The organism is Pirellulaceae bacterium (assembly GCA_029243025.1).
In the GTDB taxonomy this organism is placed as follows: domain Bacteria; phylum Planctomycetota; class Planctomycetia; order Pirellulales; family Pirellulaceae.
Genome location: JAQWSU010000057.1, coordinates 15,930 through 35,535 on the forward strand (window position 1 = coordinate 15,930; position 19,606 = coordinate 35,535).

The 19,606-nt window shown below is 51.2% G+C and carries 15 protein-coding genes; 8 read left to right on the forward strand and 7 right to left on the reverse strand.

The window, feature by feature from the left end:
- Positions 1-23: 23 nt before the first annotated feature.
- The 5 genes from P8N76_28360 to P8N76_28380 all read right to left on the reverse strand — a co-directional run bounded on the left by P8N76_28360 (position 24) and on the right by P8N76_28380 (position 8,552).
- On the reverse strand, positions 24-1,160 hold the full coding sequence (locus P8N76_28360) for a bile acid:sodium symporter family protein (GenBank protein ID MDG2385616.1): 1,137 nt from the start codon (positions 1,158-1,160) through the stop codon (positions 24-26).
- Positions 1,160-3,163, reverse strand: coding sequence for a hypothetical protein (locus P8N76_28365; protein ID MDG2385617.1), 2,004 nt, complete (start codon positions 3,161-3,163; stop codon positions 1,160-1,162). Before P8N76_28365 ends, P8N76_28360 begins: the two co-directional genes overlap by 1 nt.
- Positions 3,164-3,227: 64 nt before the next feature.
- Positions 3,228-4,667 carry a DUF1501 domain-containing protein gene (locus P8N76_28370; GenBank protein MDG2385618.1) on the reverse strand — a complete coding sequence of 480 codons (1,440 nt, stop codon included), beginning with the start codon at positions 4,665-4,667 and terminating at the stop codon, positions 3,228-3,230.
- Positions 4,668-4,674: 7 nt separating this feature from the next.
- Entirely contained in the window at positions 4,675-7,731 is a 3,057-nt protein-coding gene (locus tag P8N76_28375; protein MDG2385619.1) for a PSD1 and planctomycete cytochrome C domain-containing protein, read from the reverse strand.
- Between the two features lie 47 nt (positions 7,732-7,778).
- Entirely contained in the window at positions 7,779-8,552 is a 774-nt protein-coding gene (locus P8N76_28380; GenBank protein ID MDG2385620.1) for an FCD domain-containing protein, read from the reverse strand.
- Positions 8,553-9,195: 643 nt separating this feature from the next.
- On the opposite strand from P8N76_28380, the gene P8N76_28385 reads away from it, so the two are divergent.
- On the forward strand, positions 9,196-9,393 hold the full coding sequence (locus P8N76_28385) for a hypothetical protein (GenBank protein MDG2385621.1): 198 nt from the start codon (positions 9,196-9,198) through the stop codon (positions 9,391-9,393).
- A gap of 628 nt (positions 9,394-10,021) precedes the next feature.
- Positions 10,022-11,416 (forward strand): hypothetical protein, encoded by a 1,395-nt coding sequence (locus P8N76_28390; GenBank protein ID MDG2385622.1) that lies wholly within the window; start codon positions 10,022-10,024, stop codon positions 11,414-11,416.
- A gap of 223 nt (positions 11,417-11,639) precedes the next feature.
- Here the strand turns inward: P8N76_28390 and P8N76_28395 are convergent, their stop codons facing one another.
- Positions 11,640-12,431, reverse strand: coding sequence for a hypothetical protein (locus P8N76_28395; GenBank protein MDG2385623.1), 792 nt, complete (start codon positions 12,429-12,431; stop codon positions 11,640-11,642).
- A 1,048-nt stretch (positions 12,432-13,479) separates the two neighbouring features.
- On the opposite strand from P8N76_28395, the gene P8N76_28400 reads away from it, so the two are divergent.
- Genes P8N76_28400 through P8N76_28420 form a run of 5 tightly spaced genes read left to right on the forward strand, consistent with a single transcriptional unit; the run spans position 13,480 to position 16,891 of the window.
- Complete coding sequence (locus P8N76_28400; GenBank protein ID MDG2385624.1) at positions 13,480-13,992, forward strand: hypothetical protein; 513 nt, start codon at positions 13,480-13,482, stop codon at positions 13,990-13,992.
- A 2-nt stretch (positions 13,993-13,994) separates the two neighbouring features.
- Positions 13,995-14,240: a GNAT family N-acetyltransferase gene (locus tag P8N76_28405; GenBank protein MDG2385625.1), complete on the forward strand. Its 246-nt coding sequence runs from the start codon at positions 13,995-13,997 to the stop codon at positions 14,238-14,240.
- On the forward strand, positions 14,215-15,213 hold the full coding sequence (locus P8N76_28410; GenBank protein MDG2385626.1) for a glycosyltransferase family 2 protein: 999 nt from the start codon (positions 14,215-14,217) through the stop codon (positions 15,211-15,213). The genes P8N76_28405 and P8N76_28410 overlap by 26 nt, the downstream gene beginning before the upstream one ends.
- Positions 15,206-16,381: a glycosyltransferase family 39 protein gene (locus P8N76_28415; protein ID MDG2385627.1), complete on the forward strand. Its 1,176-nt coding sequence runs from the start codon at positions 15,206-15,208 to the stop codon at positions 16,379-16,381. Before P8N76_28410 ends, P8N76_28415 begins: the two co-directional genes overlap by 8 nt.
- Positions 16,382-16,438: 57 nt before the next feature.
- A complete protein-coding gene (locus P8N76_28420) occupies positions 16,439-16,891 on the forward strand; it encodes a hypothetical protein (protein ID MDG2385628.1) in 453 nt (150 codons plus the stop codon).
- Between the two features lie 456 nt (positions 16,892-17,347).
- Here P8N76_28420 and P8N76_28425 read toward each other — a convergent pair whose 3' ends face one another.
- The gene (locus tag P8N76_28425) at positions 17,348-17,512 is read right to left on the reverse strand and encodes a hypothetical protein (GenBank protein ID MDG2385629.1); all 165 of its coding nucleotides are present in this window, start codon (positions 17,510-17,512) and stop codon (positions 17,348-17,350) included.
- A 774-nt stretch (positions 17,513-18,286) separates the two neighbouring features.
- On the opposite strand from P8N76_28425, the gene P8N76_28430 reads away from it, so the two are divergent.
- Entirely contained in the window at positions 18,287-19,594 is a 1,308-nt protein-coding gene (locus tag P8N76_28430) for an MFS transporter (GenBank protein ID MDG2385630.1), read from the forward strand.
- The last annotated feature ends 12 nt before the right edge of the window (positions 19,595-19,606 follow it).

Below are 19,606 nucleotides of genomic sequence, written 5' to 3' on the forward strand. Positions count from 1 at the left end.
CGTTGACTGCGGTTGCGGATCAGTTACTCACGATTCAAATCTTCATCGGCCAATGTTATCGGATGCGATCTCCACCAGTTGGCGAGGATCGATGCAACGATGTTCATGACAGGACCAAACACGATGGGCACGAGGCCGAGTGTAGCGACTTTTTGGAGTGTTGCAGCGAGGCCGGCCGCCAGGCCGGAATTCTGCAAGCCGACTTCGAGCGAGATGGTTCGGCAGGTGAGTGGGTCTCTTCCCAGCAGTCGAGAGACAAAGTAGCCAAGTGTAAATCCAGACGTGCTATGAACAAGACAGGCGAGAACTAACAGAGGACCGACCTGCATTAGCTTGTCACGTCCAATGGCGACCGTCAGTACCGTCATGATCAGGATGCCGACCATTGAAGCCATCGGCATCACTCGTTCGAGCCACTTCAGGCGATGGTAGACGAAATGATTGAAAAGCAAGCCGACCAGGACTGGAAGCAGCACAATCTTGGTCATGGTCCACATCATTGCAAGGGCATTGATGTTGACCATTTCACCCGCAAGTGCCTTCATCAACAGCGGCGTTAGCAGGGGAGCGAGCAATGTGGAGCAGGCGGTGATGGTAACGGACATCGCGACATTTGCTTTGGCGATGAACGCCATTACATTTGAGGCCAACCCACTTGGCGAGCAGCCCACCAGCACAAGTCCAGCGGCGATTTCAGGCTGCAATCCGAATGAGTTGGCAAGGCCAAAGCCAATCAATGGCATGATTGTGAACTGGCAGGCAAGTCCGATGAAGATGCCCGTTGGCATCTTGAAAACCCGCATAAAGTCCGTCCAGCTTAGTGTTGTTCCCATTGCGAACATGATGATTTGCAGGATCGGAATGAACAGCACGTTCATTTTTTGATTCTCCAATCCGAAGAACCAACGGGGGAACGTGATGAATGATTCGTGAAAGGCCATGCCGACAACGACGGCTGTTACAATCCAGATCGTGAAAGCCAGCTGTCGTAGCAGCCCTTCTCCCGCCGCCGCCGCCAGTGCAAGGAAAAGTAAACTGGCAGTCAACGCGGGGCCCATCCACGAAGTTTTGCTGGTAGCCCAAGCATTGGCAAAGATGATCGTGCTGACTGCGGAGCAAAAGCCAAACAGTTGAAAGAAAAGTCGTGAATTGGGTTTCATTAATCAACCACCCGATTAATGCGAGCGATCCCATAGGGTGGTAGACTGATTGCAAGTTCTGGTGTCGCCTGGATTTCTTGGCCATTTAGTAGCTGGACCGTCACTGCTTTACCGCTAATTCCTCGTAATGTAATTGTCTGCGATTCGCCGGTCAGGTTTCCCACTAGCACTCGCATGTGACCAGGCTTGCGTAATGCGAGTCCCACCGCTGAGAGGTCGTTCGAAGAATTGATTTTTTGTACCGACCCACCTTGGAACTCGCCAATTTCTCGTAACAACTGATAGACAGGGAACAGTTTGCCGGGCCGCGATGGAAACGCTTGCGGCCGTGCCGAGACATCATTAGCGTCCATGATTCCGTTCCAGCCGATAGTTTCGAAGAATGTGGCTGAGTGGGCACTGGCGTCTGCCAGATGTTTGACACTTCCCAGTGTCCAGACTGCTGTGAACGGTTCCACTTGCCGCTTGTCGATATAGGTCGGTAGCGGACCTCCTTGGGGCGGTCCTCCCGGCTGGTCAACTCCATCGAGAAGTTGTGGTGTGAGCGTTATCGGCCCAATAACGAGAGGGCGATCTGCAGAAAATTCGCGAGCACTTCTGACCGCATCCGCTTGGATTGGAAGTGTCTCAACCATGGATGCATGATCAAAGGCGTGTATTTGTGGGGTAATCGCGAAACCGACCGCTTGAATGGAATCGCCCTCGGGGTGAGCTCGATTCAGGTCGACAAAGTTGGTGGCACGCGTTACACCAAGCTTCGCGGTCCCTAAAACGGAGGTTAGCTCTGCTTGTGCTCGCTCAAAATCTGCCGGATCGCCACCTCTCACGAGCCAGAATGAAACGTTTGGCTGAAGTTTCTTGATTTCTTTCAGCAACTTTTCGAAATTTGGCGACTTGCCAAGCCCCAGACTCACTTGCAGCGAAACTCCCAACTCTTTCGATTGGGCATTGGCTCGTTGAAGTTGATCGACAAACGATTTGTCCGATAGGTTAAGGTCGACCCGGAGATGATCAAGGTTCAGCGCTTTGAGTTGCTCCAGTTGCTTGTCCGTGAGGGATTTGAATTCGTTCGAAATCTGCAGGCCAAGTCGTGGAATTGGGGATTTACTTTTCTCCACGGTGAGCAGGGTGTGCGATGAAGGTTCTTGTGGATTTTGGAGAGCCTTGCCGGCGAGGCTAATCCGGATTTTTTGGAAGATCTTTGTCCCTTTGGGGATTTCGACAGGATAAGGAAGTGCGAGGGGAGTGCAATAAGTCTTGAAAGAAGCATCTGTCCAGTTGCGCTGATCCTCCATCTCAAAAATCTCGCCTTCAAAATCGACGCGGGCCTGGAGAAACGGCGCAACTTGATGTGTGATGGCCCGCAGGTTTTTCGCGGGCTGGTGAGCTGAAATGAAGTCTGGAAATTGTCCTCCGACCTTCTTGCCGTCCACCAATTCAAGCTGCCAAGGCTGGCCAGCGGCGGATGGTCCGTGCAGCACGCAGAAACCAATTCGGTTTCGCTTAAAGGTGGAAAACGCTTCGCCAGCAAAGGTGAATTCTACGACTCCCTTTTTGCTGCCTGTGATCGTGCCTTGCCAGCGAAAATCAATGTCGGCTTGTTGGCATGTGGCATCAAACGTGACTGCAAAGCTGTCGCCATGATTCTCGACGTTGAGATGCGATACCTGCGGAGAGATCGTTGCCCAATTTTGGTTGCGGATCGGCGCGTTGATGCCGCGCAAAATTTCATGGGAGCCTACCCGGATGTAACGGAGAAACACATTGTCAGCGTCAAAGACCATCGTGACGGGGCCGGCCCGTAGAGGGATGAGATCAGCAGCCTGTGTCGTGGAGCAAAATGTGAGTAGTCCGAGCAACAGACTCATCGCTTTTAAAAGTGTTTGCATGTTGCTTGTTCCTTCTTGATGGATTGCCATTTGACGCAGTAAAGACAGGCCGATGGTGTTGACAATTCGTTTTTTGTCGATGAGGGGCATGGCTGCCTGTTTGTGAAATTTCATTGTTAGCTCAAGGTCGAATCGTCTCGAATCTCGCCAACCATTTGTGCGAATGGAGAGGGGTGGTTCATGCTATGATTTCCTTCACTACATTGCCTGCCACATCCGTGAGGCGGAATGGACGCCCCCGATGTTCGAAGGTCAGTTTCTCGTGATCGAGACCCATGAGGTGAAGCATGGTGGCGTGAAGATCGTTGATGTGGACCTGGTTCTCCACGCCGTAGTAGCCAAAGTCATCGGTTTTGCCATAGGTGAGGCCGCCTTTGACTCCACCTCCGGCCATCCACATGGTGAATCCGTGATGATTGTGTTCTCGGCCGGGCTTCTGCTTGTTACCGTCTAGAATTTGTGTGTGGGGAGTTCGTCCAAATTCTCCGCCCCAAAGTACGAGTGTGTCTTCGAGCAAGCCTCGTCGTTTTAGATCGGTGAGAAGCCCTGCGACGGGTTTGTCCGAGATCGAACACTCCTTTCGGAGACCGCCATTAATATTACCATGATGATCCCAACCACCGAGCGAAACTTGGACGAATCGAACGCCGGCTTCCGCAAATCGACGGGCGAGCAAACATTGTTTTGCGAACTGGTCGGTCGGTTTTTCACCAACACCGTAGAGGGCCAATGTTTCTTTTGACTCTTCGGCAAAGTTGACAAGACGTGGTGTTTCCGTTTGCATCCGAAAGGCGAGTTCAAATGACTCGATGACACCTTCCATTTGTTGATCTGTGTTCAATCGTTCAAGTTGTTGGCGATTCAGCTGTTGAATCAGATCGATTCGGTGACGTTGGACACTGGCAGGCAGGCTTGCATCGGTCAGGTGGCGGATGGGAGCTTTGTCAGGAGAGGATTCTACGTGTTGGATTGCCGTACCCTGGTGGATCGCGGGTAGGAATGCGCTGCTGAAGTTCGGCTCGCCTTCCTGAGGCAGAATCGTGATGTACGACGGGAGTTTTTGGTTTTCTGTTCCTAATCCATAGGAGAGCCACGCGCCCATTGAAGGAACGACGTCAAACAGATTGCCTGTGTGGAGTTGTCGAATCGCCACCGGATGGTTGGGGCTGTCGGCCTGGACGGCCCGCAGAACACACAAGTCGTCCGCGTGCTTTGCTGTGTGGGGTAGCAGGTTACTCATGTAGAGATCCGATTCACCCTGGTGTCCGAAACCTGCGATTGGACCCAGCAGTCGCGTGTCTTCAAGACCTACTGTTGCTTCGGTCTCCGGTAACGAATACGGTAACTTCTGACCGGCCCTCTTCGCCAAAAGTGGTTTGTAATCGTAGAGGTCCATCTGCGAAGGGCCACCTGCCATGAACAGAAAGATGATGCGTTTGGCTTTGGCTGGTGACTGTGGAGGTTGGGTGGCGAGAGGCGACCTCCCTCTAGATTCAACTGCCGTCCTCACGGGGCTGGCAGCGGCCTGCTGCTCAAACATCGACTGCAGCGCGATGGCACCGAACCCGCAACTTGTGGCCCGGAGAAAGTGTCGCCTTGATGGTTGGAGCGTGCGCATGGCAAATCTATTCGCGGAAAAGGAAGCCGTTGGATCCTAGCACGGCGTGACATAGTTGTATCCAGGCAGTTGAACGAGCTTCTTCTGATGCTGCAGTTTTTTCGAGTTCTTGAACACATTGGTCCAGGAAGGTGAGTATGGTTTGGGTTTCAAAAGATGTGGCAGGTCGATTCATTGCGAGCAGGTAAAGCTGGTTAATTCGAGCCCGTTCATCATCGGGGTAAGCCTGATTCAGACGCTCCGATAAGCGACTTGCCTGCTGTTTGACAAATGGTGAATTGAGCAGGAATAAGGCTTGAGTTGCGACGGTGGTATTCGATCGAGCGCCGTTAATTTCACTCGGATGCGGAAAGTCAAAGACGCTAAGCACTTCGAGTTCTCCCATGGGGCGTTCGCGTTTGAAGGGCAGGTAAACCGTGCGTCGATTCTTGACGTAATCCGCTGTCTTCCCAACCCAAGTTGGTGGGTTCACGTTGCCGCCCAGTCCAGCAATGTTGTTTTTCAGTTCCAACCCCAGTGACGGTCCGCCTCGTTCCGGATCCAGTTGTCCGCTTACTGACAGCATTGCGTCGCGAATTGATTCGGCCGTAAGGCGTCGACGGTCCATGCGCCAGAGTAATTCATTGTCGGGATCTATTTTTGTCGCGCGAGCATCATGATTTGATGAAAGTTGATAGGTACTCGACAACACCATGCCACGAATTGTTTGTTTGAGAGACCATTGATCATCTTCTTGTAATCGGATGGCGAGGAAGTCAAGAAGTTTCGGATGGCTGGGCAGGGTGCCATGGACTCCAAAGTAATCGACCGACCGAACGAGTCCTTTTCCGAAGAGGTGATGCCAGATTCGATTGACCAACACACGTGAAGTCAGTGGGTTGTCGCCGTCAGTAAGCCATTGGGCAAGTTGTAAACGCCCGCTGGTTTTTGCGGGAATGTGATGTCGGTCGGAGACTGCGATGGTTGTGAGGAACCCGCGTGGTACAATTTCGCCTAGCGATTGAAAGTCACCTCGTCGGTAAATTGGAGTGTCATGTGGCTGATCGACGTCACGCACGGCCAAAGCTTGCATGCGGTCAGGTCGCGCCGCTTCGAGTCGTTTGGCAAGACTTTCGATCTCATCGTTGATTTTTGCGATGCCTGGATGGTCGGCAGCAACTTTCGAACCGCTGAAAATTTGCAGAGCAAAATTCGGTTGATCGCCTTTGCCAATGTTGACGATGTGTGAATGATTGATTCCAAGGCCGGTCCAACCTGGGATGGAGCACTGTGCATAGATCGGGAGTCCCGTATCAGCTTGTTTTCCCTGGATGCTACCGAGTTCCACTTTTTCAAAATCTTCGGCAAAGATCTGTTGAGATTTGCTGGACTCCACGATGCTCAAATCGTCAATCGCGCCGCTGAAGCGACTGGTGTAATCGCTTGACGTGATGTGGATCGTGACGGTACCTGACCCATCGCCCTGATAAACAAAAGAAATAGGACTCAGTTGTTGAGCGCCCGTCTTGCCTGACCAAGCCTGCACGCGATGGAGATGGTGGGCCAGAACTGTGCCATCTTCGCGCAATACTTGCAGCAGCAAACCGTCATTTTCATTTGTTGCTTGATCAGCAGTAGCCCAGGTGGAAGGGCCTGCCATCAAAGAAACGCGATATTCTCGTTTGGCATCGTTTGCATCGATGCTGGTTTCTAAGGTAAGTGCGTTTGCCTGATCGTTGACTGCCTTGGTTGTGAATCTGTGTTTGTCATCTTGCTGCTGTAATTGTTCGAGTTCTGTTCGCAGGCTCTGTTGTTGCTGATCGATTTCCTGGCGGAGTTGTTCGAACTTCTCTACAGCGTCTGTGGGTTCCGGAAGGCTTACGTGATTGATCTGACTCCAAACACCGGGGCCGTCATAGCTGGTCGTGAGTGTGCTGTGGAAAATCCCGGCTAACGCGTAATAATCGGCCGTGGTAACCGGGTCGAATTTGTGATCGTGACATCGAGCACAAGAAAGCGTTTGCCCCAGAAAGGTTCGGCCAATCCGATCGATCTGATGATCGACAACGTCTGCCGCGAGTTGTTCCTTAATGTAGTTTTGAAGCGTCCATGGCCCGATCGCCAGGTATCCGGTTGCGATTAGGTGTTCACGTCGCTGTTTGTCATTTTCGAAGGGTAGCAGATCACCCGCAATTTGCTCGTGGATGAACTGGTCGAGCGGTTTATCTGCGTTGAAAGCTTCGATGACGTAGTCTCGATACCGCCAAGCATCGCGGATCAAAATGTTACCTTGGATGTCGGCAAGATCTGCGTAGCACGATAAATCAAACCAGTGCCGAGCCCAGTGATCGCCGAATCCAGGTGAATCCAATAGCCGATCAACAACTCGTTCATAGGCCCCATCAGACGGGTCGTTGATAAACGCGTCGATTTCCGCGGGCGTTGGAGGCAAACCTGTTAGGTCGAACGTGACGCGGCGCAAAAGAGTGTAGCGGTCAGCGTTGTTTACCGGTGATAGCCCTGCGGCTTCGAGTTTTGCCAGAATGAAAATGTCCGATTCATCCTGTGCCCAGTCGTGATCCTTGACGGTTGGCAGCCGAGCCTGCGAAATCGGCTGAAAAGCCCATCGCTTTTCGGGAGCGATTTGGGGTTGTTTCGACTCGCGTGGATCGGGTGCGCCCATCGCTATCCATTGTTCGAGCAAGGCGATTTCTGACGCCGGCAGTTTTTCGTCCGGCGGCATTTCGTAGCTCTCATGCCGGATGGCCTCCATCAGAAGACTCTTGTCCGGCTTGCCAGGGACGATCGCGGCCCCTTCGCTACCACCTTTTTCCCAGCCGTGACGGGAATCAAGCACGAGCCCGCCTTTTGCTTTACCTGATTCGTGACTGTGGCATCCGAAACAGCGACGCTCCAAGATCGGTGCAATCTGACCTTCGAAAAATTTGATCCCGTTAGCCGAGAGTTGCTGGCTGTTGACCGGTTGCACTTCATCTGCAAAGACGACTGCCAAAGGCACTAGCCAAACAGCCATTATTCCTGCCGCTAGACATAGACGCATTGAAATCAGTCGTCGAAAATTCATTATGATTTTCTCAGTGAATGCGGTTGTGAAATAACGGATGTTTCCAGCTAACGAGACTGAGCAGATCTTTCGGACGCGTCGGTCATGGGCGGCGGGTCTCGAAGCTCATCCAGCAAACTGTCGTAAGCTGTGCGAATGTGGTCTCCCATTGCTTTTCGTGCTTGTTGCACGTCGCCTGCTACGAGTGCAGAATAGATCCGAGCGTGCGAGCCGTTTGCTGCTTCGCGACGACTTTCGGACCAGCGGATTCGCACCAAGTGTGGCTCCAGTGTTTTCAGTAAGGTTGAAAGCACAGAATTCATCACTGAATTTCCCGACAAACGGCCGATTTCGTGATGAAACTCGAGGTCCAATTTAACGTATTCCGGGGACGCCGTTGTAATCGGAATAGCGGCCATTTTTTCGAGAATCTGTCGCAGTCTGAAAAGCTCTGGCAGTTCACGCCGCTCAGCCGCACGAGCCACCATGGTCAATTCCAAAACCTCTCGCATCTCCAGCACATGGAATAGGTTGTACTCTTCCCGGCTCATGAGCTCCCCGAAATCCCGACTCACCTGCCGGTCAAAGGATTGTGGATCCGCTGAATCGTCCACGGTTTGTACGATCGCGCCGACTCGGGGGAGCACCTTTACAAATCCCCGCCCTTGAGCATCAAGCAACGCGTCCCGAACAACTCCTGCCTTCACGCCAAATTGAACCGCCAATTCTCGAATGGGTGGCAGGCGAGCGCCGTGCGCCAGGCCGTCGTTAGCGATCAAATTGCCGATCAACCCCACAACCTCGGAAGCGTTGCCCGTCATAGAGGTGGTTTCAGTACTCATGGGTCCCTTTCCATTGTTTACATCGCATCCCGGTGTTTACGATCAACGCAGTTGTTTGGGGTGGGTCGATTCTAGTCGTGAGTTCTTCTGATTGTCAAATAAACCAAACTGATCTTCCTCTGATTGTGATGTTTTTTCGTTCATGGCCGATCGTATGATCGCCACGCGAATGACGTTTTCTTCTGCAAATGTGATGTTTATTGGGGATAGTGGCGGTTGAGCTGATTTGCAAATGATGCGATGTCCGGTTGCCATGTTGGTCCTCAACCAGCCCTTTGTTGCTGGATGGAAAATCAACTGATTGGTCGGCTGATGATCAGGTATGGCCGCGGAGTCATCGGTCGTTTTGGGCCGTTGGATCGACAGAGTAGAAACAGCCAGATTCGAGCACGGTTGACCACTAGGAAAGGGCGCTCATGATTTTTTGCCGCAGTTCTCGAGGCTGGCTTTGCCATGATCAATGGCTGGTATTCACAAAAAATCGCAGATGCCTTTCCGGAAATGGTCGCGATCTGTAACAAAGGCTCAAAATGATTTTTGGGATTATTGGCAAGAGTTCGCAGTTCCGACCGAAAATATGGTTTTTGGGCCCGCATCGGTCTATTTTCTCTGGAGACCATGGAACTTTTAAGGAACGGCTTCAATGACATCATCGGAAAAACCCGAGAAACAAACCGCAGCGAACACAATGATTGCTGCAGGAATCGCAATCGGAACCGGGGTTGGTGCTGCGATTGGCAATTCAATCGGAAATGTTGGAGCGGGAGTTGGGGTTGGAATCGCGCTCGGCGCAGCGATTGGATTAAGGATCGCTTCGCAACGGAAAAAGGCAGCGACTTAGTCTCAATGGAATGTTGTCGCTAGGCGGTTTGAGTCCAGGTCCGGATTGTTTTTTTGGGGAACGCCGTTCTCCACGAACTCGAAGATCTTAATCGTCCGTTGATCTGGGGATTTAGAATCGAGGGTAAAGATTTGACCTCTTTCTGGCTTTGGTCGCCAATTTCAGATGGTGGTTGGTGGGTCAAACGGGCGAGTTGACTTGCTGCCTTGCTTACAAGGAGTAAGCAGTCGCCAGATTCATTTGTCGGGCTACGAAACGGTCAATTTGGTTGTAACGAACACCTTTATCGAACGATGAAACTTGCTTTGCGGTTGGTGCTCCTGTGATTGAGAGCCGAGTCGACGATCGAGAATAAAGGAGCGAATGACGAGGCCGTGGTTTACCGTTGCGAGGGAAATCGATAAATGGTTTTCATCAACTTGAGCTTCCGCTTAGAATCTCGTTAGACTCTTGAGGATGGAATGTACGTTTTTCGGTACTGATTCGGTCGGCGAAAATGATTCGGTGGTCTCTACTATTTTGGCTGATATCTTCCTCATCCTTGGTTGTTGCGCCATCGATCCAACGTTTTCCCTTAAATCAATTCACGAGCAACGGGTTTAACATTTCACGCGATGGTCAATCGATTTTGTCTGTATATCAAGACGACGGAGCGTTTTTAATCACACGCCAATTAGGAGCCATGCAACTTACGCTGGACGGTGCCAGTGATCCAACCTTGGAACGTCCCTCGTTGATCAATGCCGTGAGTGATGATTTATCGGTGTATGTCGGTGTTGGTGAAACATCAAATTCTGGAGATTCCGATCGTGAAGTGTTGCGTTGGACGGATGAATTAAAATGGCGGACGGTAACTGGCACCGATAGCGAATTTGCCGCAATGTCCGCGGATGGGAATACGGTGGTAGGAGATTTCTATGATGATGAATCGGAAGACTCTCAGACTTACGCGTTCTATTGGAATGTTGACCACGGTTCCATCCAGATTCCAGTGATTCCTGTCGAAACCGCGTATCGCTATTCCTCTTGGGCCACGGATCTGTCCGCAGACGGAACGCAAGTCGTGGGTTATTCGCAAGCGAATCTACCGAATGACGAGAACGGAAATCGCCGTACATTGATTGAGCCGTTTCTCTGGCGTTCGGAGATCGGGACGACAAATCTGGGAAGACTTCATGGCACGGACTCCCGCTCCGTGGCAACCGCGATTTCAGGTGATGGCGATGTTGTGGTTGGATATAGCGAAGGAGTAAGTGGCGCGAAAGCTTTTGTTTGGACGGCTGATGACGGAATGCAAGGGTTGGAAGGGATTGATGCAAAAACAACGCGCGCGTTCTGGGTGGCAAATCGGGGAACCGTCATTTTTGGTGATTGTGGAAACGAGCTTGTTGTTTGGGACGAACGCCGCCGTATCCGTTCATTGGTCGATTACCTTGGTGGGCAGGGATTCGAGACAAGTGGTTGGGAGGAGATGCATTTAGCGGGTATTTCTGATGACGGTAACAAGCTGTTACTCGAAGCTCGTATTGATGGCGATCACCACGCAATGGCGTTGAACTTTCATCAGCAGAGATGTGACGTGTTGGGAGACGGTCTTTGCAGTGCGGCTGATCTAGATGCGATTTCTGCGGAAGCACGGGGCGATAAGGACAATCCTTTTTTTGATCTTACCCGCGACTTTTCTGTTGATGAGAGTGACCGCGAATTCTGGGTGACAGAGACGATGGGGAGTTTCTTTGGGGATTCAAATCTGGATGGGCAATTCGATTTGGCCGACCTTGTCCAGGTGTTTCGGATGGGCGATTACGAGGATGGATTCTCGATCAACTCCGGATGGGGAGCAGGTGATTGGAATGGTGACGGAGAATTCGATTCTCAGGACCTTGTGTTTGCGATGAAAAAAGGAGGCTTTGAAGCAGGCCATCAGGAGTTGATACGGGTGATCCCGGAACCGAGTTTTCTTGGGGGCTGGCTGCCACTAGGAATAGCGGTGCTTTGGCGAACAGTTGGCAAGTCCGGATGAATTGCAACGAAGAGAGGATTCTCGGCGTTATCGCAATCCATCCACGAATTTGAATTAACCGCTGTGCGGCATTGCCTCAGACGATTCTTGCCTGGGCTCCCGATTGCCGATAGATAACAGAACGGCTCTCTTTAGTTACACGGGTCAGCCGTTTCAGGCCAAGAGCGGCCAGCAGGAATTCTCTGAGGATCTGTTTCGGTTGCTCCACAAAGCATCGACCGCACTAGTTGAGTTCTGCCTTGGTACGTCCGAACCCCGGTGCCTCGACACGGATGGTGCAATCGTCGGTGATCGGTAGTAGGCTAGGAATGGATCCGGTTAATATGATCTGCCCGGCTTGAAGTTGATCACCGCGTTGTCGAACGACTTCCGTTAGCCAAGCGAGTGAAGAATTGATCGTGTCAATCAACGGCGCTCCGTCACACTGGTCGAGTAAGCGATCGTTGGAGAAAATTTGGAGAGATGAATCCTTCTCGACGCCGGTGGATTTCAGCTCGTCTCCCCACACAAATCCGGCATGAATTGCATTGTTTGCAACTAATTCTCCTGCCGATGGCTGTTTGCCTCGAATAACGTGATGATGCAGTTCAATCACCGGTACGACGTGAGAGACGCAGGTCGGAATCTGACCTGCAATGAAGTCCGTCGCAATCGGCTCACGCGATAATTGCACTGCCAACTCGCCTTCGATTGCTAGGTTGGTGAAGTTCGATCGTGATAGGGTGGTACCGGATTGGTGCATTTCCGAGTTGAAGAGCCTGCCGGTAATGCAATGGTCAATCCCCAGTTGTGCTCGGACTTTTGCAGAAGTGCAGCCGACCTTGTATCCAATGACTTGCTCGCCCCGATCACAGCGTAGATCTGCGATTGCTGCTTGAATCTCATAGGCTTGCTCAATCGTGAACTCGACGCCCTCCGCGAATAGCGTGCCCGGGCAATGTGCGTCGTAGTCTGCTAGTTGGCGTTTAGCGAATTCGTCGAGTTGAAATCGGGTCAATCGGTTTTGTGCCATCATGTCTTGTGAGAAGTCGGTTTAGGGGGGGCGATTAACGATGCTTTTGTGGTCTAGCGACCGTTGGTCGGGTTGAAAAAGAGGTGTGCCCTAGTTGGGCAGCTGTGCGGCAATTCAGGATGCTGTACGCTGGCTTGTCTCACGGCTGTGGTTTCGCCAAGGAGGTGGTGAATGGAACTCTTTTTCTCCAGTGTTTTTGGGAGTCTGTCAAGGGCTCCGTAATCCCGATCGGATTACCCAGGCAGGCGGGCAACCAATTGCGGCACGTCTTGCTGCCTTGTGTCAGGTGATTGGGAGAGTTAGTTAAACCGACCGGCGATATTCAGCCTGCAGGCAACGTCCTTCAGTGAATTCCTGTTTGATGGCCATTCACTTGTTGTAGGCGGTCGGGGGTAACGACAGGGAACATGGATCGTTTCCGAGCCTTTCAGGTGAATCGTATCGTGTCGGGTTTACTTGTTTGTCTTAATAGCTCTTTTGGTCGTCGTCCGTCTGTCTTCTGAGAGTTGGAGCATCGCTGTTCCCATCGCTTTACCAACGTTCATATAGGTGTCGGCTAGGTGTCGGCATTGCCGCCGTCGTGGCCACTGGAAGAATTCAGCGACTTCGTATTGATTTGTAGTGACCTAGTATTTATCAAGCTTGCCCAAGACTTTTTTGACTCGGCTAATATCTCTGTGGTTCTTCATGCCGACGTGCCAATTGAGACTTTTCTTGGCTCTGTTTCTTTTTGCCAGCGTTCGGGCGGTTCCTTCTATCCGAGATGGATTCAGGTGACTCCCTTGGCGTTGGTAAACTCGCAACCCAATGCGTCGTTGCCAATGCAACTTTTCAGAATCATAACGGGAGCTTCGATCGCAAGTCCCAATTGATGGCCGATGGCAGTTCGGGGCGGCTATTGAGGTTGCCATTTTATCATGATTTACACGAGGCAGATCAGAGCTTCATCATTGATGCCATCATTCAGTTCTTGAGAAGTGTGTCCTGAAATGTGTCGGTGACGCTGATCAGCCCCATCGGGTACTGAATAATACTTGTGTAGCACTCAGCCTTGGTTCGACGCTCTTGGGATTCGTCTCACTTTGGTTTCAATGTTGCAGAAATTGATGATCCTGCTTTGAATAATGATCACTTGAAGGGAATGATGGGTCTCGCCCGTGTACGAAATTTCGATTTAGTTGATTGGTTTACGAACGGAAGTCGTCGATTGCCTGACGAACTGCTCCAGGAATTGAGAGGTCAACTGGTCGATCGTAAAGTGACTTATGATCGGGCATTTGACCCCACTGCAGTTCAATTGGAAAGTGAATTGAATCGAACCGATTTGAATCGAAATGGAGGCGATGGGTTTACCGTTAAAACGGTATCGCACGAACCGGATTCGATTGCAGAGCAACTAATTACCCTGCAATTGAAGTCGACCGTCACTCAAGGTTTTACAAAGATCCGCGCATTTTGGCACTGCTCGCCGACCGATATGTACACAAATTGGATTCTTCACTGTACAATCGGGGCATTGCCGAGGGCCTTTTGGTGGCCGTCAGCCAACGTGACGAAACATTAGGAATGATCACGCTTTCGGTTGAATCGCAAAGCTGTCGAGTCGGTTTGCTCGCGGTGAATAAGTTTGCTCGCCGCGATGGAATTGGGAAAAGATTGCTTGTGCGAGCTCAGGGGTGGTGTTTTGCTCAAGGAGTTTTTGAAGCGATTGTTGTAACTCAAGATCGCAATAATGCAGCCGTCCGCTTTTACCGCCACTGTGGTTATCAGATCAAGCAAGAGAATCATGTCTATCATTTCTGGCCGGTCTGATCGACTATCTACAGAATTCGCATCAACCGATGAAGTTGACCTGTCGATCGTCATTCCGGTTTATCAATCGGCGTCTACGTTGCAACGACTATTTGAACAATTGATGGGGGAGCTAGATCAGTTGCAGCTCAACTATCAGTTGGTTTTTGTTGAGGACGGTAGTCCTGACAATTCGTGGGATTTGCTGAAAGATCTTCAGCGTCAAGCGCCGGACAGAGTTGTTGCCATTCAATTAATGAAGAATTTTGGACAGCAGAATGCGATCATGTGTGGGCTGCATCATGCCGACGGTCGCTTGATTGTTACGATGGATGATGACTTGCAGAATCCGCCGAGCGAAATACACAAACTTATCGAGGCGATTGCAGAGCAAAGGGCTGATCTGGTCTATGGGCAGTATGTTAGCAAGAAGCATGTGGTATTTCGTAATATTGGATCAGCGATGGTCAACGGTTTTTACCGTTTGGTTTTTCCCTCGAAGGTCACCGTGACATCGTTTCGGATTATGCGACGAGAATTGGCGAAGAGCATTCTTGGATACACCTTGAACTACACCTTCATCGATGGGTTACTTGCCTGGAATACAGATCGCATTGGCGGCGTCGATGTTGAGCACCACTCCCGCATGGTAGGGAGAAGCGGTTATTCGCTGAAAAAGCTGGTGGTTCTCGCGCTTAATCTTTTTACGAATTTCTCGCTCCTTCCGTTGCAATTTGTTTCAGCATTGGGTTTTGTGTTTGCGCTTGGCGGTCTGCTAGGTGGTGCCTTTTATTTCGTGATGTATTTGGTAGGGCAGATTAGTGTGCCCGGGTACGCATCAATCATTGTGGCCCTAAGCATCTTCGCTGGAATTCAGCTTCTCGCCCTCGGTATGATAGGCGAATATGTTGGCCGCCTGCATCTCAATGTGAATCAAAAGCCGCAATTTGTACAACGTCAGGTTTTGTCGCCGTGTGAGAAGCTCTGTGAATGAAGACGCCGTTGATCAACGAAGAGGAGAATTTTTGGGTCTTGGCATCTATCTCGGCATTGTCGTGGTCGCGTTGGCGATCGGGTTGTATGGAGTCGGTGATTCTGGCGAGCTTTGGCTGGAGGATGGCGCTCGGTATTGCAACAATGGTGCGATGGTCCATGATTGGTTGTTGTCCGACCAACTCTTGGATCCCGTGAGCTTTGCAAAAGCAAACTACGCCCAATACCCGGCTCACAGTGTTCCCTACCATCCGCCCGGATATGCAGTTCTTCTCGGGAGCTGGTTTCTGACGGTTGGGTTTTCTTATGCTTCAGCGCGATGTTTTACGGCTCTGTGTTTCGCCGTGGGGTTGTGTTTCTTTCATGCTATCCTTCGTCGGCAAGGTGTGGTGGCATGGGTGGCGTTGTGCGCAACCCTGATCTTAGCGACGTCGCCGGAAACTGCTCGATGGAGTCGCTCTGCAATGTCGGAGACTCCCGCCATGACTTTTATTTTGGCGGCATCTTATTGTTTTTTTCGTTTTACGCAGACGGACCGAGCCCGATGGTCTTGGCTTGCGTTCTTGCTCGCAGGGATCGCTTTTTTCTGTCGGGTCTCTTCGGCTGGAGTGCTGCCGGCCTGGTTCTTATTCGTGCTCGTAACGCAGGGAGTGCGCCGAGTCTTCTCACTGTGCATGACAGTTCCGGCAATCATCTATTTGGTGATTGGTGCCGGATGGTGCAAGTTCATGTCTGGATTCGCGGCGATCGAGGTACGTCTGTCCCTCTTTGAGGCGTTGTCGACCAGTCTATCGATTGAGAACTTGACCGTTTGGTTCCAAGGTTTGCCGGTGATGGTTGGATGGATCACCTTAGGGGCGGCACTGATCGGCGCTGGTTGGGCGTTCTACGATCCGAGCAAAAGAGCATTCGCCTGGTTCTGGTCGTTCTGGTTTCTAGGTTGCTATGGTCTCACGGTAGCCCAGTCGGGGTTTTTTGAAACTCGATACTTTATCTTTTCAGTCCCAGCAATTTGTGCGTTGTCGGTGGCCTTTCTCCCTACGCGGTTTTCATCGTCGCTCTGGCGGTCGGTCGCTGTTCTGCCGCTTGGGGCTGCGATCGCAGCAAACGTTGTCATGCTATTCGGGATGCCGCAAGGACTGAGGGGGTACCAGGAAGTAGCGGGCTAACTTGCGAAGCAGGAGTTGCCTGGGCATATTCTTTCAGCGGTTTGGTACGATTCGGACTTGATTTTTCGGTATCGTTGTCAGGTGCAAGAACAAGATCGGCAAGTGATTCGCGGAGATCGAGTACTGGCAATCCGAATGCCGAGCTATGCCAACGCTGAGTCGAGGCTGCTTGTTGAATCACCTGAGGAAGTACTGGGAATCATTCAGCAAGGTCGCATTCGCTATTTGCTTACTTGTTCTGCCACGCCTTCATCAGCCGCTGCGGATGACAAAAGAACGACTGAAATGGTGCTGGCGCATCGAACTGCAATTGGCTTGCCGGAACAGTTTACGTTGATCAGCCGTTCGCCGTTGTTGATTAGCCGGTCGGACGCAGTGTTCCCCTGGAGTCCGAAGCTCAAATCTCGTCGAGAGGAAATTTTTCTTTGGCGATTTGAAGGTGAATTACCTGAAGGCGAAAGCGAGCTTCCCGTGCGAATTCCTACTGCGGGAATCGAATTTGGTTTATAGGAATCGCCTCCACCGGATTGTGCGTCTGAAATGATTCGTGAATATCAGGCAAACAGTCCATTCGAGACCTGTGATTGATGGATTGATGGATTGATGGATAACGGCTGTGCGTTTGCGTTCGTGATGAAACATGATGACGATAGAGTCCTTAACTTGTTTCTGATGGCGATCGAGTCATCAATCTTGATCGGCTGACCTATGCGGGTAATCTTGGTTCATTAGTCGACTTCGCTAACAACGAAAATCAGCATTTTGTCGAGGGAGTATGCCGTTAAGTCGAGAAGGCTTGCCCCGATTTGCCTCACGCTCCCGTTGGGAATCTGATTCAGTTTGTTACCGATCGCCCCGGGCATGACCAGAGGTAGGCAATTGACTGTTCGAAAATCGAATCAGAACTGGGGTGGAAACCCAAGGAATCATTCGAGTCAGTTCTAGAACGAACCGTTCACTGGTCCCTTAACCACTTCGAATGGGTTGATCGGGTGACAACTGGTAAGGACCGCGGCGAGCGCCTGGGTAACCGCCAGGTGGGTAGCCGCCAGAATTCAGACGGAGCAAGCATGACGGAGGAGAGGAGATTTGCATGAGGAACGGCGGCTTGCCGCCGGTGGATCGCCGCATCTTTTCATTCGCAAAGCTTCGTTGGCAATGGCGGTTGTCTGTGGGCTCATCAATGTCGACAGTAAGCAGGCTTGTTCAGAACAAACTTTCGTTGGATTTTTAAAGCGATCGTTTGCAATTCATGCGAGGTCGTAGGTCGATCCGATTTTTGCCGATCGTCAATCGCTCCGCGAGTTGGGGTGAAAGGTTAACGTCATGGTCGATTGATCGAGGTCATTTTGTTCGAACGCGAATTGACTGTTTTGACAGGTCGCAGGGTTCTGCAGGTGATCGATGGTGCAGGACGAGCACGCTTCCGTGAGGTCATCGCTCGCCAACTGGTTTCGGCAAAGTGGTTCAGAGCATTTGTCGACAGGAGACGCGCTGCTACCGAAAGTATGGCAGCCAAGCTATCGATGTAAGATCAAGATGCCAGTCTGTTCTCGATCAAGTGATCTGTATCTTGCCCACAATCAAGAAGTGATCTCGTCATCTTACTTGCTGGGAGACCCCGTTCTCCTAAATGTTCTGGCAAGTGGGCGTTTGGTAGCAATCTGGCTAAAAGCGGAGTCCGGATTCGTCGTTGCGTTGAACAATTTCAAGATGGGTGCGTCTAACTCGTCTTGTTGACGCTTGGTTTTCCAGTAGCATGACGGGACGGCAATTCTCGGTTTCTGGAATTTCTGGTCCCGTTGGTGAACGCGATGGATTTCAGCCGAATTTGCGGCGATCCGGAATGACGATCATCCTTCAGGCAATCGCCAATTGTGCACGGAGTTCGAGGGTTACATTTTTATGAATCACTCAGGCAATGCTCGCGGATTTTTCTTCCTCAATGTGACCCAGTTTTGTGGCGCTGCCAACGACAACATCTTGAAGCAAGTGCTGATCTTCGGTTTGGCAGCTGGAGGGATTTGGGCAGACAAGCTAGGGGCTGGTGCACAAGCGTATGGTTCCCTTTGTTTGGCCATTCCGTTTGTACTGTTTTCAGGATTTGCGGGGCAATTTTCCGATCGCTTCAGTAAACGCAACGTGAGTATCGGTGTCAAATTGTCCGAGGTGCTGATCGCCGGTTTAGCCATGTATGGTTTATTGTTGGAGAATCTTTGGTTGGTGTTGGCATCACTGCTCCTGATTTCGTTGCAGAGTACATTCTTCACCCCTGCCAAGTTTGGTATTCTTCCAGAGATTCTTCCGGCGAAAAAACTGAGTCGCGCAAATGGAACGATCAATATGTTTACCTACATCGCTGTGATTCTCGGCGGTGCGGTTGGAGGCCCGTTGTACGATGCTTATGCACCCGATTCATCGATGCATCCGAACTCGCTGCCCATGCTCTGGTTGCCGGGCATGGTGCTATTAGTGATTGGTGCGGTAGGCACGGCGGCTTCATTCGGTCTACCTCGAGTAGGTGCTAAGAATCCAACATTGAAAATCAGACCGTTGTTGTTTCGCACTTACTGGGAGACTTGGCATGAGATCGCCGGAAAGCCCGTTGCCTCGGTGATTGTTGCCTGGTCGTATTTCTATTTCATTGTTGGTGGCTTCGCGATTTTGATTTTGCCTGATTACAAAGAACTTTTGGAGATCACGGCGACGCAAACTGCCGGCCTGATGGCCCTGTTGGGAGTTTCTATTGGAATCGGTGACTACGTTGCAGGGCGAGTTTCAGGACACGAAATAAAACCTGGTTTGATACCAATCGGCGCGATTGGCACAACGATTACCTTTTTTGTGCTGGGTGTGATCCCACTGGAATATTTTTCCGTCTTAGCTTGCCTGACGGCGAGTGGGTTCATGGCCGGATTTTTTATGGTCCCGTTACAGACCATGATCCAATATTTGACCGACCAGGAGCAACGTGGCCGAGTGCTGGGACTTTGGAGCTGCGCATCTTTCGTTGGCATTATCATTGGTAACATCGTCTTCTTGATGGTGAAGCAGACGGGCATTGCATCCAATCGAGTATTTCTTATTTGCGGCCTCTTGGGATTGATGGGTGTGTTTCTTTATTATTTTCACTGGCGTTCCATATTTGCTGGAGCGCTGGGCAAGATGCAAAGCGATGCAGGAGTCGAGCCGACGGAACCTTCCGCTGAATGATTCGAAGATTTC